Origin of the sequence: Bacillus badius NBRC 15713, from assembly GCF_001591605.1 — a bacterium.
Classification (GTDB): Bacteria; Bacillota; Bacilli; order Bacillales; family Domibacillaceae; genus Pseudobacillus; species Pseudobacillus badius.
This window is the reverse complement of record NZ_BCVF01000006.1, coordinates 68,836-85,526: the sequence shown is the minus strand read 5'-3', so window position 1 is coordinate 85,526 and position 16,691 is coordinate 68,836. Positions and strand designations below refer to the sequence as shown.

The 16,691-nt window shown below is 45.1% G+C and carries 13 protein-coding genes; all 13 read left to right on the top strand.

Annotated elements, in window-relative coordinates; all coding sequences use genetic code 11:
* The first annotated feature begins 60 nt into the window (after nt 1-60).
* Entirely contained in the window at nt 61-2,187 is a 2,127-nt protein-coding gene (gene pnp, locus BBA02S_RS04915; RefSeq protein ID WP_041100060.1) for a polyribonucleotide nucleotidyltransferase, read from the top strand.
* 95 nt (nt 2,188-2,282) lie between these two features.
* Nucleotides 2,283-3,257, top strand: coding sequence for a polysaccharide deacetylase family protein (locus BBA02S_RS04910; RefSeq protein ID WP_041113112.1), 975 nt, complete (start codon nt 2,283-2,285; stop codon nt 3,255-3,257).
* A gap of 43 nt (nt 3,258-3,300) precedes the next feature.
* Nucleotides 3,301-4,542: a M16 family metallopeptidase gene (locus BBA02S_RS04905; RefSeq protein WP_041100065.1), complete on the top strand. Its 1,242-nt coding sequence runs from the start codon at nt 3,301-3,303 to the stop codon at nt 4,540-4,542.
* A gap of 393 nt (nt 4,543-4,935) precedes the next feature.
* A complete protein-coding gene (gene dpaA / locus BBA02S_RS04900) occupies nt 4,936-5,829 on the top strand; it encodes a dipicolinic acid synthetase subunit A (protein WP_041100344.1) in 894 nt (297 codons plus the stop codon).
* A gap of 3 nt (nt 5,830-5,832) precedes the next feature.
* Nucleotides 5,833-6,432: a dipicolinate synthase subunit B gene (locus BBA02S_RS04895; RefSeq protein WP_041100067.1), complete on the top strand. Its 600-nt coding sequence runs from the start codon at nt 5,833-5,835 to the stop codon at nt 6,430-6,432.
* A 187-nt stretch (nt 6,433-6,619) separates the two neighbouring features.
* Nucleotides 6,620-7,672, top strand: coding sequence for an aspartate-semialdehyde dehydrogenase (asd, locus tag BBA02S_RS04890; RefSeq protein WP_041100068.1), 1,053 nt, complete (start codon nt 6,620-6,622; stop codon nt 7,670-7,672).
* Nucleotides 7,673-7,713: 41 nt separating this feature from the next.
* A complete protein-coding gene (dapG, locus tag BBA02S_RS04885; protein WP_041100070.1) occupies nt 7,714-8,952 on the top strand; it encodes an aspartate kinase in 1,239 nt (412 codons plus the stop codon).
* Between the two features lie 28 nt (nt 8,953-8,980).
* Nucleotides 8,981-9,844 (top strand): 4-hydroxy-tetrahydrodipicolinate synthase, encoded by an 864-nt coding sequence (dapA, locus tag BBA02S_RS04880; protein ID WP_041100072.1) that lies wholly within the window; start codon nt 8,981-8,983, stop codon nt 9,842-9,844.
* Nucleotides 9,845-10,142: 298 nt separating this feature from the next.
* Nucleotides 10,143-11,810 carry a ribonuclease J gene (locus BBA02S_RS04875; protein ID WP_041100074.1) on the top strand — a complete coding sequence of 556 codons (1,668 nt, stop codon included), beginning with the start codon at nt 10,143-10,145 and terminating at the stop codon, nt 11,808-11,810.
* A gap of 278 nt (nt 11,811-12,088) precedes the next feature.
* Nucleotides 12,089-12,829, top strand: a complete 741-nt coding sequence (locus tag BBA02S_RS04870; protein ID WP_041100081.1) for a ClpP family protease — start codon at nt 12,089-12,091, stop codon at nt 12,827-12,829.
* On the top strand, nt 12,826-13,029 hold the full coding sequence (locus BBA02S_RS04865; RefSeq protein WP_041100083.1) for a YlzJ-like family protein: 204 nt from the start codon (nt 12,826-12,828) through the stop codon (nt 13,027-13,029). The genes BBA02S_RS04870 and BBA02S_RS04865 overlap by 4 nt, the downstream gene beginning before the upstream one ends.
* Before the next feature lie 195 nt (nt 13,030-13,224).
* Nucleotides 13,225-15,570 carry a DNA translocase FtsK gene (locus BBA02S_RS04860; protein WP_041113113.1) on the top strand — a complete coding sequence of 782 codons (2,346 nt, stop codon included), beginning with the start codon at nt 13,225-13,227 and terminating at the stop codon, nt 15,568-15,570.
* Between the two features lie 355 nt (nt 15,571-15,925).
* Nucleotides 15,926-16,651 carry a GntR family transcriptional regulator gene (locus BBA02S_RS04855; RefSeq protein WP_041100088.1) on the top strand — a complete coding sequence of 242 codons (726 nt, stop codon included), beginning with the start codon at nt 15,926-15,928 and terminating at the stop codon, nt 16,649-16,651.
* The last annotated feature ends 40 nt before the right edge of the window (nt 16,652-16,691 follow it).

The window sequence follows — 16,691 nt, the reverse complement described above, 5'->3', positions numbered from 1 at the left end:
GCTAATAGTTAGGATGATACGCAATTACAACATTTTATTGGTATAGAGAGGGGTTCATTTATGGAGCAAGGGAAACAAACATTTTCCATAGAATGGGCAGGCCGGGAGCTGACCGTTGAGGTTGGCCAGGTCGCTAAACAAGCTAATGGAGCGGCGTTGATCCGCTATGGAGATACAGTCGTATTGAGTACTGCCACTGCTTCGAAGGAAGCAAAACCTTTTGATTTCTTTCCGCTGACAGTTAACTATGAAGAACGTTTGTATGCGGTTGGAAAAATCCCGGGCGGTTTCATTAAAAGAGAAGGGCGTCCAAGCGAAAAAGCAACGCTTGCCAGCCGACTGATCGACCGTCCAATTCGTCCGCTGTTTGCGGATGGATTCCGCAACGAGGTGCAAGTGATCAGCATCGTAATGAGTGTGGATCAAAACTGCTCCTCTGAAATGGCCGCTATGTTTGGTTCTTCATTGGCGCTAAGCATTTCTGATATCCCATTTGAAGGCCCAATTGCCGGCGTAATCGTTGGCCGTGTAGATGAAGAATTTGTGATTAATCCATCAGTGGAACAGCTTGAGAAGAGTGATTTGCACTTAACTGTGGCTGGAACAAAAGATGCGGTCAACATGGTAGAAGCTGGAGCAGATGAAGTGCCTGAAGAGGTCATGCTTGAAGCTATCATGTTTGGTCATGAAGAGATTAAGCGCCTCATTGCTTTTCAAGAGGAAATCGTTAAGGCGGTTGGGAAAGACAAGATCGAAATCGCTTTGTATGAATTAGATACAGAGCTTGAACAACAAGTTCGTTCTCTTTGTGAAAAAGAAATGATTCAAGCTATCCAAGTGCAGGAGAAACATGCACGCGAAGATGCAATCAAGGCAGTCAAGGCAGAGGTTGTTGAGAAGTTCACTGCCGAAGAAGCAGAGGAAGACATGGTGAAGCAGGTTGGACAAATTTTGGACAAGATTGTCAAAGAAGAAGTCCGCCGCTTGATTACAGTGGAAAAAGTACGACCGGATGGCCGGAAAATTGATGAAATCCGTCCGCTATCCTCCATGGTAGGCTTGCTTCCGCGCACGCATGGTTCTGCGATGTTTACGCGCGGACAAACACAAGTGCTGAGCATTTGTACCCTCGGAGCGCTGGGTGATGTCCAAATCTTAGACGGGCTAGGCATTGAGGAGTCTAAGCGCTTTATGCACCATTATAATTTCCCTTCCTTCAGTGTGGGTGAGACTCGTCCGCTCCGCGCGCCAGGACGTCGCGAAATCGGTCATGGTGCATTAGGAGAACGGGCATTGGAGCCGATTGTTCCAAGCGAAAAAGACTTCCCATATACCATTCGCCTCGTATCAGAAGTATTGGAATCTAACGGTTCTTCTTCCCAGGCGAGCATTTGCGCAAGCACAATGGCAATGATGGATGCAGGGGTTCCGATTAAAGCGCCGGTAGCGGGAATTGCAATGGGACTTGTTAAATCTGGAGAACATTATACCGTTTTATCGGACATTCAAGGAATGGAAGATCATCTTGGTGACATGGACTTTAAGGTAGCGGGTACAAGCAAAGGTGTTACAGCTTTGCAGATGGATATTAAAATCGAAGGCTTAAGCCGTGAAATTCTCGAAGAGGCACTGCAGCAGGCGAAAAAAGGCCGCATGCATATCTTGGATCATATGATTTCCGTTATTGCGGAACCGCGCAGCGAGCTGTCTGACTATGCACCGAAGATCTTAACGATGACGATTAATCCAGATAAGATCCGTGATGTAATCGGGCCAAGCGGTAAACAGATCAACAAGATTATCGAAGAAACGGGCGTTAAAATTGATATCGAGCAAGACGGAACAATCTTTATTTCTTCAATTGATGCAGAGAAAAATAATGCTGCCAAGAAAATTATTGAAGATATCGTGCGTGAAGTCGAAGTCGGACAAATGTATGACGGCACAGTCAAGCGTATCGAAAAGTTCGGGGCATTTGTTGAATTATTCCCTGGAAAAGATGGACTTGTCCATATTTCGGAGCTTGCTGAAGAGCGTGTTCGCAAGGTGGAAGACGTGCTTGCACTTGGCGATAAGCTGCTTGTTAAAGTCATCGGCATTGACGACCAAGGCCGGGTAAATCTTTCGCGCAAGGTCGTGCTAAAGGAACAAAAAGAAGCGGCTGAAAAGCAAGAACAGCAGTCTTAATTACAGGACCAGAGGATCTCTCCTCTGGTTTTTTCGCGTGTTCTATAATCCCTCCACTTTTCATAATTTTAAAACAATGGGGGGAGGCATGGACAATGGGAAAAATAAAACATATGATTAGTATATTAGTCATCGGAGTGATAGTGCTATTTTTCGTGGAGAGCCATACAGTCAGCAGTTATCTTAAGGGGTTGAAAAGTGAAGCGCAATTCGCCCATCAAAGCGGACCGTCGCTGCTTGATCAAATTAAACAAGAAGCAAAAGACCGCTTTGTTCCGCCTCAGGATGCCCAAATTGACCGGGTATGGAAAGCAACTCCCGGCTACAACGGTCTGAAGGTAGATGAAAAAAAATCCTATCAATTGATGAAAAAAGATGGAAAGTTTCAAGAAAGCCGTTTAATATACAAACAAGTGCCGCCTAAGGTTCATTTAGAGGACTTGCCTCCCTCTCCGATTTATCGCGGGCATCCCGATAAACCGATGGTGAGCCTCGCGATTAATGTGGCGTGGGGAGAAGAATATTTGCCGGAGATGTTAGAGGTGTTGAAAAAGCATTCAATTCATGCTACCTTTTTCTTCGAAGGGCGATGGGTAAAAAAGCACCCTGATCTTGCCAAAATGATAGTCGAAGCCGGGCATGAAGGAGGAAACCATTCTTACACTCATCCCGATATGGCCCGACTGAGCGAGGGGCGTGCCCGGGAAGAAATAAAAAAGACAAATAAGGTCATTGAATCAGCAACGGGAAGGCGCCCGCAGCTGTTTGCTCCTCCGAGCGGCAGCTTTACAGATCATACGGTAACCGTTGCCCATCAATTGGGAATGAGCACTATTTTATGGACAGTAGATACGATTGACTGGAAGAAGCCGACGCCTAATGCTCTCATAAACAGGGTCATAAGCCGCGTTCATCCAGGAGCGATTATTTTAATGCATCCGACTGAATCATCATCTGCTTCTTTGGATGCATTGATTAAGCAAATAAAAGCAAAGCAATTGAAAATAGATACTGTATCCAACTTGCTAAGCGAAACTAGAATGATTGCTCGTCACTCATCTAGTCATTAACGAACCTCGGCTTTTTTACAGCGGCTGAAATAGGAGGATAACATTGATAAAAAAGTTTACTTGCGACAATGGGGTCAGAATAGTAATGGAAGAAATACCTACCGTGCGGTCAGCAGCCATCGGTATTTGGATTGCAACAGGTTCAAGAGATGAGACGCCGGAAAACAACGGCATTTCTCATTTTTTAGAGCATATGTTTTTCAAGGGGACAGAGACAAAGTCGGCGAAGGAAATTGCGGAAAGCTTTGATAGTATAGGCGGTCAGGTCAATGCCTTTACTTCAAAAGAGTACACCTGCTACTATGCGAAAGTGCTGGACAATCACGCCGCTTACGCATTAGACACACTTGCTGATATGTTCTTCAACTCCGCTTTTGCTGAAGAGGAAATGAGCAAGGAAAAAAGTGTGGTCTCAGAAGAAATCAAAATGTATGAAGATACCCCGGATGATATTGTTCATGATTTATTGAGCAAAGCGTTCTATAAAAACCATCCGCTGGGCTATCCGATTCTTGGGACAGAAGAAACGCTTGCTTCTTTTACAAGAGATAAACTAAAGCAATATATGCATGATATGTATACGCCGGACCGCGTTGTTATTTCCATTGCCGGAAATGTCAGCGATGAATTGGTGAAGCGCGCCGCAAAGCTTTTCGGCTCTTACGAAGGCGGACAGCGGGAAGAGAGCAATATCCCGCCTGAGATATTTACAGATAAAGTAGCCCGGAAAAAAGAGACAGAGCAAGCGCACCTTTGTCTCGGTTTTGAAGGACTGCCGATCGGCCACAAGGATGTATACAGCTTAGTGGTGTTAAATAATATTTTAGGAGGAAGCATGTCTTCCCGCCTCTTCCAAGAAGTGCGTGAACAGAGAGGGCTTGCTTATTCGGTTTTCTCTTATCATTCGTCTTTTCAAGACAGCGGTCTTGTCACTATATACGGCGGCACGGGCGCCGATCAGTTGAATGAATTATTCGATACGATCCAAATGACGCTGGCAGCGTTAAAAGCAGAAGGCATCAGCAGCAAAGAGCTGCATAACAGCAAAGAACAATTAAAAGGCAGCTTAATGCTCAGCTTGGAAAGCACAAATAGCCGAATGAGCCGCAACGGAAAAAATGAGCTGCTGCTGAAAAAACACCGCACGCTCGATGAAATCGTCAGCATGATCGATGAAGTAACAATGGATAAAGTCAATGCTCTAGGCAGTCAAATTTTTAGCAGTGACTATTCAGCGGCCCTGATCAGCCCAGACGGCAAGTTTCCAGTTGCTGTCACTGTTTAATCAGAAAAGTCTCTTGTAAAATGCAAGAGGATCAGACTGCAGACAAACTCAATGAAAATTGAAGTTTGTCTGCAGTCTTTTTTATTTTATTCATGGATGAGGTCTGTTGATTTCCGTTCCAGGCGCTTCGCTTTCCGCGGGGCGGTCGGTGAGCCTTCTGCTTCAATCAGCAGAGTGGACAACGTGCAGGAGCCGTGCAATGATATTTGTTTGAAAATAAATCGGTCAAACGGCTTGAAAACTATGTTAAAACGGAAAGGGTTTGATTCCGGCTCTCTTTCATCGGCAAACGGAAGTCTCTTGCAAAATGCAAGAGGCTTTTTATTATTCATTTCACCGAAATCTTATTTCTTCATACAATGTAGAAGCGAGAAGAAAGGAATGGTGAAAACGATGCTGACAGGGCTCCAAGTAGCAGTGTTAGGCGGAGATGCCCGCCAGCTGGAGATCATCAGGAAATTAACAGAGCTTGATGCGAAAGTGTATCTGGTGGGGTTTGACCAGCTCGAACAAAGCTTTGCGGGGGCAGTGAAGGAGAAGCTGGAGGAGCTGCCTTTTCATGAATTAGATGCCCTCATTTTGCCTGTTGCCGGCTTGCAGCCGACAGGTGAAATTGAAACAGTGTTCTCTTCTGCTCATCCCCAATTAACCAAAACGATGCTTTCGAAAACGCCGGATCACTGCCTCCTGTTCACAGGAATCAGTCCCCCCGTTCTTACGAAGCTGGCTGAGCAGGCGGGGAGAACACTTATCCGGCTGTTTGATAGGGACGACGTAGCAATTTATAATTCGATTCCCACCGCAGAAGGAGCGGTCATGATGGCAATCCAGCATACAGATTTTACGATACACGGTTCATCTGTAGCTGTGCTTGGTATGGGCAGAGTCGGAATGAGTGTGGCTCGAACATTTGCCAACTTAGGGGCAAATGTAAAGCTTGGTGCGAGAAAAAGTGAACATTTAGCTCGTGCGATTGAAATGGGGCTGACGCCATTTTCGATCGACCAGCTTCCTCAACAAGCTGAATCTCTTGATCTTATTATTAATACGATTCCCTCTTTAGTTATCACTTCTCAGGCTATTGCCAAAATGAAGCCGCACGTATTCATTATTGACCTGGCTTCTAAGCCGGGAGGAACAGACTTTCAATTTGCCAAAAAAAGAGGCATCAAAGCCATTCTTGCTTTGGGGCTTCCAGGAATTGTCGCCCCTAAAACAGCGGGACAAATTTTGGCCGGTGTTATTACAGATCTGCTGAAGGATGCGGCTATCACGAAAGGAGAGTAAAATATGTCACTAAAAGGAAAACGAATCGGTTTTGGCATCACAGGCTCTCATTGTACGTACGAGGAAATATTTCCGCAAATTAAAAAGCTGGTTGAACTTGGGGCAGAGGTCGTTCCTGTCGTTACTGCTACTGTCAAAGGCACAGGCACGCGTTTCGGTGAAGCGGGAGTATGGGTGAAGAAAATTGAAGAAGTAACGGGCAAACAGGTCATTGATTCCATTGTGGAGGCGGAGCCGTTAGGCCCTAAAGCCCCGCTTGATTGCATGATCATTGCTCCAATCACCGGCAACTCCATCAGCAAGTTTGCCAATGCGATGACGGATTCGCCGGTTTTGATGGCAGCCAAGGCTACCTTAAGAAATTTAAAGCCGGTTATTTTGGGGATTTCGACGAATGATGCCCTCGGGCTAAATGGAATGAACATTATGCGGCTGATGGCTGTAAAGAATATCTTTTTTATTCCGTTTGGCCAGGATGATCCGGAGAAGAAGCCCAATTCGATGGTAGCGAAGATGGATAGCCTTCCAGAGACGATTGAGGCTGCCTTGGCAGGTAAGCAGCTGCAGCCGGTCATTATTGAAAGATTTCGTTACGGGAGTTAGATCCTCCCTCTTTTTTCTCTTTTTTTTAGAAGTCAGCATTTTGTTGCTCTTTTCGAACTTTAATGTGATAAAATAGTAGCTATTAAAAGTGCTGTTCCATTTTTTAAACTATTTCATATTATTTAAAAACTACTACATATGCACAAGTCTATTTGTTCATAGGGAATTCGAAAGGGGAAAAAACAAAATGAACACAAGAGGATTTCACATCGCTGTTGTAGGCGCAACGGGTGCGGTTGGCCAGCAAATGCTTCGCACATTGGAGGAAAGAGACTTTCCTATCCGTCAATTAACATTGCTTTCATCAGCACGCTCTGCAGGTAAAACACTTCTTTACAAAGGAGAGGAATTTACTGTACAAGAAGCAAAGCCCGAGAGCTTTGAAGGAGTAGATATCGCTTTATTCAGCGCAGGAGGCAGCATTTCAAAACAGCTTGCTCCAGAAGCGGTGAAGCGTGGAGCGATTGTTGTGGATAATACAAGCGCATACCGCATGGATGAGGGCGTTCCGCTCGTTGTGCCGGAAGTCAATAAAGAGGACTTAAAAAAGCATAATGGGATTATTGCCAACCCGAACTGCTCAACTATTCAAATGGTTGCAGCGCTCGAGCCTATTCGCCAATCATATGGCTTGAAAAAAGTAATTGTCTCCACTTATCAGGCAGTATCTGGCGCAGGGGCGCAAGCGATCAACGAAATGTATGGCCAAACAGAGTCTATTCTTGAGGGCAAAGAAGTAACACCGGAAATCTTGCCGGTAGGCAGCGACAAAAAGCATTATCAGATTGCGTTTAACGCCATTCCTCAAATTGATAAATTCCAAGACAATGGATTTACATTTGAAGAAATGAAAATGATTAATGAAACAAAGAAAATTATGCATATGCCGGAGTTGAGCGTAGCGGCTACATGTGTGCGCCTTCCGATAGAAACGGGTCATTCTGAGTCTGTTTATTTTGAAGTGGAGACTCAAGGCTTGTCAGCAGCAGAAATTAAAAATAAACTGAAAGAGGCACCAGGGATCGTATTGGAAGATAATCCAGACGAACAAGTATACCCAATGCCTGCGCATTGTGTCGGCAAAAAGGAAGTCTTTGTCGGACGTGTGCGCAAAGATTTAGATGAAGATACAGGTTTCCATATGTGGGTCGTTTCCGATAACCTTCTTAAAGGAGCTGCCTGGAATTCCGTTCAGATTGCTGAAACTCTGATTGAGATGGAGCTCGTAAAAGAAAAGTAATCGTTGGATGATCTCACCACAGAAATGCAGAGGTGTTTATAGTGAAAGTTATCGTACAAAAATTCGGCGGCACATCTGTCCGTAATGATGAATCACGCCGCCATGCCAAGCGGCACATTGAAGCAGCCATTAAAGAAGGATATAAAGTCGTGGTGGTTGTTTCCGCGATGGGGCGCCAAGGAGATCCTTATGCTACAGATACGCTCTTATCTTTAGTAAATGGAGCCGAGATGAAGCTGACAGCGAGGGAACAAGATATGCTTCTATCCTGTGGTGAAGTAATATCCAGCCTCGTTTTTACAAACATGCTGTTAGAAAGCAATATCACTGCCTGTGCAATGACCGGCGCTCAGGCAGGGTTTGTAACGAATGAAGACCATACAAATGCCAAAATCCTTGAAATGAAATGCGACCGGCTGTTAAAGGCGCTCCATTCCCACGATGCGGTAGTCGTAGCCGGCTTCCAGGGAGCGGCTAAAACAGGTGATGTCACAACAATCGGCCGCGGAGGAAGCGATACGTCTGCAGCTGCTCTCGGCGCTGCTCTTCAGGCAGAATGGGTAGATATCTTTACAGATGTGGAAGGAATTATGACGGCTGATCCGCGTATTGCAACCAAGGCGCGTCCGCTTTCTGTTGTTACTTATAACGAAGTATGCAACATGGCTTATCAAGGAGCGAAAGTCATTCATCCCCGTGCAGTAGAAATTGCGATGCAGGCGAAGGTGCCAATGCGCATCCGTTCTACGCAGTCTGATGGAGTCGGCACGCTGGTCACCTCCATTACACGGCCAAATCAAGGGCCGGATGTCCGGGAGCGCCTCGTGACGGGAATTGCTCATGTAAACAACGTAGCCCAAATTAAAGTGCAGGCGAAAAAGGATGAATATAACTTCCAGGCAGAAGTCTTTAAAGCGATGGCCAACGAAAAAATCAGCGTGGACTTTATCAATATTTCTCCAACTGGTGTTGTGTATACGGTCGCTGGAGAGATGATTGACCGTGCTGTTTTCGTTTTACAGGAGATGGGCTATGAGCCCGAAGTGGAAAAAAACTGTGCGAAAGTATCCGTTGTCGGTGCTGGGATAACGGGTGTACCAGGTGTCACATCGAAAATTGTTACTGCGCTGGCTGAAAAAGGAGTCGGCATCTTGCAATCTGCCGACAGCCACACAACTATATGGGTGCTCGTTAAAAATGAAGAGCTTGTTACTGCGGTTAATGCACTTCATGATGCTTTTCTTTTGCATGAGGACCAGTTTGAATATGAAAATAACTAAGCCGGCTGTTTGAAGGAGGAAAATAGGTATGATTTCTTTCGGGCGGGTGTCTACCGCAATGGTAACGCCATTTGACTCAAAAGAGAATGTGGATTTTGAAAGAACGACTCAATTGGTGAACTACCTAGTCAACAATGGAACGGATTCACTGGTTGTGGCAGGAACAACGGGAGAATCACCGGTTTTGACAGCAGAAGAAAAAGTGGCTTTATTTCGCCATACCGTGAAGGTAGCCGATGGACGAGTACCTATTATCGCAGGAACCGGCAGCAATAATACGCGCCAGTCCATTGATTTAACCAGAAAGGCCGAAGAGGCGGGCGTAGATGCCATTATGCTTGTAGCCCCTTATTACAACAAACCGAATCAGGAAGGGCTGTATCAGCATTTTAAAGCAGTGGCTGAAGCTACTTCTTTACCGGTAATGATTTATAATATTCCTGGTCGTTCTAGTGTTAACATTGAGCCGCAAACGGTCATCAAATTGTCTAAGCTGCCAAATGTCGTCGCGGTGAAAGAGGCGAGCGGAAATTTAGACGCCGTAACAGAAATTATTGCTGGCACGGATGAGGAGTTTCAGGTATACAGCGGTGATGACAGCTTAACTCTCCCTATCCTTTCAATCGGCGGGGCTGGTATCGTTTCTGTCGCTTCGCACGTGGTGGGGAATGAAATGCAGCAAATGGTTTCTGCTTTTTTAGAAGGCAATTATAAAGAGGCTGCGAAAATCCACCAGCAGCTGCTGCCGTTAATGAAACAGCTGTTTGCAGCGCCAAGCCCGGTGCCTGTAAAAACAGCTCTACAGTTAAAAGGCATGGATATGGGCTCTGTTCGTTTGCCGCTCGTTCCGCTTGTAGAAGCTGAACGCACAGCTTTGCAAAAGTTAATATAGAGCATACGGAAAATTCCCGATACGGTAGGGTCTTTCAGCTGATAAAGCTGCAGAAAGTTTTTTCTGCTTTCCTTTCAGCGAAGTTCCTGTCTATCGGGAATTTTTTTGTTGGGGCGATTAAGCACTTATTTAGCTGGGCTTTTTTGTTTAAGTGGTTAAACAGAAAAGAAAATTTGCCAGCAATTTACTATAAAAGCCCCTTCCTATGATAGATAGTATTGGCTTTACTTTCCTTCATCCCTTATAATAAACATAATGTGATGGGACGGGTGTTCTTAAGTATAGGAGGAAATTTACAGTGAGTAAGAAAAAGAATGAAATAATTAAGGTGATTCCGCTTGGCGGAGTAGGTGAAATTGGAAAAAATATGACCGTGATCGAAATAGACGAAGAAATTTTTGTGATCGACAGCGGGCTGATGTTTCCCGAAAATGAAATGCTCGGCATCGATATCGTCATTCCGGATATTTCTTATTTAATTGAAAATAAAGAGCGGGTAAAGGGCATCTTCTTAACACACGGTCATGAGGATGCGATCGGTTCATTAGGCTATGTTCTGCAAAAAATTAAAGCACCTGTGTACGGTACGAAACTGACAATCGCTTTAGCAAAAATGCGCTTGCGCGAGGAGAATGTGAAGGAAGAAGTAAAGTACTATACCGTTCACTCGGACACGCGGCTTCGCTTTGACGGTGTAGAAGTGACGTTCTTCCGCACGACTCATAGCATTCCAGACTCTGTCGGCATAGCGATTCATACATCTGAAGGCGCGATTGTGCATACCGGAGAGTTTAAATTTGATCAGGCGGCCAAAGGCTTGTATGCGCCTGATATCGGCAAGATGGCACAAATCGGCCAGAATGGCGTATTTATGCTTTTGTCCGATTCTACAGAAGCAGAGCGTCCGGGACATACAACCTCTGAAGAAGTGATCGCCAGTCAAATGTCAGATGCCTTTCACATGGCAAAAGGGCGCATTATCGTCGCTTCCTTTGCTTCGAATTTGATTCGTATTCAGCAAGTGTTTGACGCCGCCCACAAAAATGGACGGAAAGTCGCTGTCAGCGGGAAAAGCATGCAGCGCGTCAATGATGTAGCAATTAGGCTGGGCTATTTAAACGTGCAGGAAGACACCCTAATCAGTCTTCAGGAGATTGCTGACTACCCTGAACATGAAATTGTGATCTTAACCACGGGCGTTCAAGGCGAACCGATTGAAGCGCTTCAAAAGATGGCCAAAGGAACGAACAAGCTTGTAAAAATTAAAGAAGGCGACACGGTTTTAATTACAGCCACACCATCACCAGGATTAGAATTGCTCATGGCAAAAACAGTGAACCTTCTTTATCGTTCCGGCGCGAATGTCGTAACAGGGAACCGCAAAGTCCATGTGTCTGGGCATGGTTTCCAAGAGGACTTGAAGTTCATGCTTAACTTAATGAAGCCGCGCTATTTTATCCCGATCCAAGGAGAATACCGCATGCTGAAAGCTCATGCAAAGCTTGCTCAGCAAATAGGTGTGGCTGCAGAAAACATCTATCTGCCTGAGAAGGGCGATGTAGTTGAGTACAAAAACGGCAAACTGCGCGTCACCTCTAAAGTAGCTGCCGGAAATGTATTAATCGACGGCATTGGCGTTGGCGATGTCGGCAATATCGTCTTGCGCGACCGCAAGCTCTTGTCTCAAGACGGCATTTTCATCGTCGTCATTACATTGAGCAAGAAGCAAAAACGAATTGTCTCCGGTCCGGAAATTATCTCTCGCGGCTTTGTCTACGTTAGAGAGTCAGAAAAGCTAATGGAGCAGTCAACGAAATTAATTACTGATATTGTCGAGAAGAACATGACTGGCGAATCTTTTGACTGGTCCAGCATTAAGCAAGATATTAGAGACCAGCTGAACTCATTCCTGTTTGAAAAAACAAAACGCCGTCCAATGATCCTCCCAATCATTATGGAAGTATAGAAAAGCGGAAGCGCCTGTCCTGCTCCGTCAGGCAAATGTTCTTCCCGCAAAGAAGCCGCTCTTTGGCTTTGAGTAAACATATTACAAATAAGCCCTAAGGTTTATCTCCGTTTGCAAGACGCGAAAGCGATGCTGTCTGCACACTGAAATGAAACCCAGGGCTTATTTTTTATCCGATGCTTCTTGAGGGATTTTGCATAATATCAGCCGGGTTAGGGAGAATATGCATATATAAGCTCGGCCTTAGAGTGTGCCGTCTTCGAAAGGAGCAATCGAATATGGATACAGAAAAGAAAATGAACGAAGAGACAGAACCAGAGGAGCAAGCGGAAAATCCTCAATCTTCATTAATGGAAAAAATTCAACAGCTTGGACAGACAAACGTTCCCCAGCTTTCCAATGATTCTCCTGTGCATTGCCTGACGATCATCGGCCAAATTGAAGGACACCTGCAGCTTCCCCCGCAAAATAAAACTACAAAATATGAGCACGTTATCCCGCAGATTGTAGCGATTGAGCAAAACCCTGCAATTAAAGGGCTGCTCATTGTGCTAAATACGGTCGGAGGAGACGTGGAGGCAGGGCTCGCTATTTCGGAGATGCTTGCTTCTCTATCCAAGCCTACGGTGTCAATTGTACTCGGGGGAGGTCATTCTATCGGGGTGCCTATTGCTGTGTCGTGTGATTATTCATTTATCGCTTCAACGGCTACAATGACCATTCATCCGATCCGGCTAACGGGTCTAGTCATTGGTGTTCCGCAAAGCTTCGAATATTTGGATAAGATGCAGGAACGGGTTGTCAACTTTGTGACGCAACATTCTTCCGTTACTGAAGAAAAGTTTAAAGAGTTAATGCTGGCTAAAGGAAATTTGACGAGGGATATCGGGACCAACGTCGTCGGGAGGGACGCGGTGCAATATGGATTGATCAAAGAGGTGGGCGGCATCGGAGAAGCGATGAAAAAATTAAACGAATTAATTGCTGCTAACGAGCAAGGCGGAGCGATGATCCAATGATTTTATATACAATGATGCCGCATGAATGTATTTATCCTGAGGATCATCAAGACAGCGGGTTAGAGCTGGTTTCCTGGAACGGCATCCCTTTATTTGCCGAGCGCGAGGAAAATCGCTATAAAGTTGTCCGCGTGCTGAGTACTGACCCCACCCATTATTTGAACAATCACATTATGCCGGGACAATACATTTCCTTATAAACAGCGTTAGATAGATGCGAACAAATATGCTATACTATAGAAAGCAGCCACGCCGGCTGCTTTCTTGCTTTTAGTTTTGGCTCTGTTAAATAGGGTGTTGATTTTAACTTTGGAGAGATTCATAGAAAGAGATTGAACATCCACATGGCCTGTGTAGCATGGCCGTTGTTTGAATCCAATAGTTAGGTGGGAGCTATGGCAAATAAAAAGAAGAAAAAATCGTCCAAGCGGACAAAAAAATCCATGCAGATCAAAGAAGCGGTGAAGCTTGAGCTACTGGGAATTGTGATCATTGCTTTGAGCCTGATCGGCATTATTAGGCTTGGCGCGGTGGGCAGCGCATTTGTCTATTTCTTTCGATTTTTCTTTGGCGAATGGTATATGATTGGGTTTATTGCGGCAATTATTTATGGCGTATACATAATGATCAAGCGTAAAAGGCCGCTTTTGTTTCGAAGGAAGCAAGTCGGGGTGTATATTATTTTGGTGAGTATTTTGCTTCTCAGCCATGTAAACTTATTTGAACAGCTTGGTAACGGGCGTTCATTTAAGGAGCCGAGTGTTTTAATTAATACGTGGGAATTATACTGGATGGAAGTTAAAGAAGGAATGACAAAGACCCATGATTTGGGAGGCGGAATGATCGGTGCGGCTTTATTTGCTGTCTCTTACTTTTTATTTGATACGCTAGGGACAAAAATTTTAAGCTTTGTGCTTGTTATGATGGGCATTATTCTAATCACCGGCCGTTCATTTGGAGAAGTTTTCAACACACTTTTGGCAGCTGGCCGGAAAAATTTCAATAAGCAGTGGAAGGCTTTTCTCCAGGATATGAGAGATTGGAAGGATGAGAGAAAGGCGAAGCAGGCAGACCGAACGGACGATGCGGAGAGAATATCTGAACGGGCAGCCGATCCGGCTCCGCGGACAGAAGAGGACGAGGAACATCCCGTGCAGGAGCCAATTATCTCCAGCTTCACAGAGAGGGCTTATCAAGAAGAGCCCGCGCCTGTTCGAGAACAGCCATCCGGAGAAGGAAAAGCAGCTTCATCTGCTCAAAAGGATTCGGAAGAGGACCGGGCGCCTTCCATGACGTTTACAGAGGTTGAAAACAAAGATTATCAGCTGCCTTCTATTAGCTTGTTAAAAAGGCCGAAGCAAACGGATCAAAGCAGAGAATACAAGCAAATTCATGCAAACGCGGCGAAGCTTGAAAGGACGTTCCATAGCTTTGGCGTGAAAGCAAAGGTCACCCAAGTTCATCTTGGTCCTGCGGTGACTAAGTATGAAGTTCATCCTGATGTGGGAGTGAAGGTCAGCAAGATTGTCAGCCTGAGTGACGACTTGGCTCTTGCCTTAGCGGCAAAGGATATTCGAATGGAGGCGCCGATCCCTGGCAAGTCCGCCATTGGGATTGAGGTGCCTAATTCCGAAGTGGCAATGGTGTCGCTGCGCGAAGTATTGGAAGCAAATGTTAGTGAAAAACCTGATTCCAAACTGATGATTGCTTTTGGACGCGACATTACAGGAGAGGCCGTATCGGCCGAATTAAATAAGATGCCGCATTTGCTTGTGGCCGGAGCTACAGGAAGCGGGAAGAGCGTTTGCATTAATGGAATCATTACAAGCATTTTAATGAGAGCGAAGCCGCATGAGGTAAAGCTGATGATGATTGATCCGAAAATGGTGGAGCTGAATGTGTATAATGGCATTCCCCACCTGCTGGCTCCGGTTGTGACAGATGCCAAAAAAGCATCCCAGGCCTTGAAGAAAGTGGTCGGAGAAATGGAAAGGCGCTATGATCTTTTCTCTCATAGCGGCACACGGAATATTGAAGGATATAATACGCACATTAAGCGCTATAACGAGGAAACGGGGGACAAGCAGCCGCTTCTTCCTTATATTGTTGTCATTGTAGATGAGCTTGCTGACTTGATGATGGTTGCTTCCAGCGATGTAGAAGATTCGATTACACGGCTTGCCCAGATGGCGCGGGCGGCCGGCATTCATTTAATTATCGCGACTCAGCGCCCGTCTGTTGATGTAATTACAGGGGTTATTAAAGCCAATATTCCATCAAGAATTGCTTTTGCTGTCTCTTCGATGACGGATTCAAGAACCATTTTGGATATGGGCGGAGCGGAAAAGCTATTGGGCCGGGGAGATATGCTGTTCTTTCCTGCTGGAGCTTCCAAGCCTGTTCGTGTGCAAGGAGCTTTTTTGTCAGATGAAGAGGTGGAAGAAGTTGTCGACTATGTCATTTCACAACAAAAGGCTCAGTATCAGGAGGACATGATTCCTGAAGATGCTCCGGAAACAGCAGCCGAAGTAGAAGATGAACTGTACGACGAAGCGGTTCAACTGGTAGCGGATATGCAAACAGCTTCCGTTTCCATGCTGCAAAGAAGGTTCCGCATTGGCTACAGCCGTGCCGCCCGATTGATCGATGAAATGGAAATGCGCGGAGTGGTTGGTCCGTATGAGGGAAGCAAGCCAAGAACTGTTTTAATTCCTAAACAGACAGAAGAACATATGCAATAATGGGAAGCCGCCTGCCTTAGAAGCAGGCGGCTTTTTCGGCTATAAACCATCGTTATGAGACAATTCCCCTCTTGCTTTTAACTATTTTTCCCAAGTAATGATTTTAAATAAAGATACGAACAATAATCTCAACCACTCTCTTTCTCCTCGAAAAAATTAATAATTATAAAAGCGCCTTCATGAAAGATCGAAAGGGTTTTCATAATTATGCAAGAGAGGTGAATGCGCAAAAAAACAAATATCGAGAATAGTCGATTTTATCTTTCCTTTCTGAACAAAAAGTGCTATCTTAAATTTAAATTAGTAGAAATGTTATACATCAGAGGTCTGACGTTGTGAGAAAGCGGGTGGTTGCATGACAATAAAGTCGGATAGCCGACATTTATACCTTCAAGTGATTGACCGTCTAAAAAGAGACATTGAAGCAGGGGTTTATAAGGAGAAAGAGAAGCTTCCTTCCGAATTTGAACTAGCGAAACAGCTAGGGGTCAGCCGCGCTACTCTAAGAGAAGCCCTGCGCATTCTTGAAGAGGAAAATGTCATTATCCGCAGACATGGAGTCGGAACGTTTGTAAATGCAAAGCCGCTGTTTACTTCAGGCATTGAGCAGCTGAACAGTGTGACAGATATGATCATTCAAGCAAATATGGAGCCTGGAACCATCTTTTTAAATTCGGGAATACAAAGCCCGACGGAAGAAGACAGAAGGCGGTTTGGCTGTGAGCCTGAAGAAGAAATATTTGTCATCGAACGTGTGCGTACAGCTAACGGAGAGCCGGTTGTTTATTGTCTAGATAAAATCCCGGTGAAATATTATCCGGAAAGCTATAGCCATAGTGATGAATCGCTTTTTTCGGTGCTTGATCGGACAAGCAGCCGGAAAATTTCTCATGCCATTGCTCAAATCGAACCGTTTGGCTATCACGAGAAAGTGTCACCAATTCTTCAATGCGATCCTGAAACTGCCCTGCTCATCTTGAAACAGTTGCACTTTGATGAAACAGATCAACCGATTCTCTATTCAGTAAATTATTTCAAAGCGGATAAGTTCAGTTTCCACGTCTTAAGAAAGCGGTTTTAGAATAACAAATAACATTTCTACTAAGTTTAAACTTTGAGGA

Bases quoted from the DNA above. Each gene is read 5' to 3' on its own strand.
- pnp (WP_041100060.1), top strand. From the start codon at position 61: ATGGAGCAAGGGAAACAAACATTTTCCATAGAATGGGCAGGCCGGGAG.
- BBA02S_RS04910 (WP_041113112.1), top strand. From the start codon at position 2,283: ATGGGAAAAATAAAACATATGATTAGTATATTAGTCATCGGAGTGATA.
- dpaA (WP_041100344.1), top strand. From the start codon at position 4,936: ATGCTGACAGGGCTCCAAGTAGCAGTGTTAGGCGGAGATGCCCGCCAG.
- BBA02S_RS04895 (WP_041100067.1), top strand. From the start codon at position 5,833: ATGTCACTAAAAGGAAAACGAATCGGTTTTGGCATCACAGGCTCTCAT.
- asd (WP_041100068.1), top strand. From the start codon at position 6,620: ATGAACACAAGAGGATTTCACATCGCTGTTGTAGGCGCAACGGGTGCG.
- dapA (WP_041100072.1), top strand. From the start codon at position 8,981: ATGATTTCTTTCGGGCGGGTGTCTACCGCAATGGTAACGCCATTTGAC.
- BBA02S_RS04870 (WP_041100081.1), top strand. From the start codon at position 12,089: ATGGATACAGAAAAGAAAATGAACGAAGAGACAGAACCAGAGGAGCAA.
- BBA02S_RS04865 (WP_041100083.1), top strand. From the start codon at position 12,826: ATGATTTTATATACAATGATGCCGCATGAATGTATTTATCCTGAGGAT.
- BBA02S_RS04860 (WP_041113113.1), top strand. From the start codon at position 13,225: ATGGCAAATAAAAAGAAGAAAAAATCGTCCAAGCGGACAAAAAAATCC.
- BBA02S_RS04855 (WP_041100088.1), top strand. From the start codon at position 15,926: ATGACAATAAAGTCGGATAGCCGACATTTATACCTTCAAGTGATTGAC.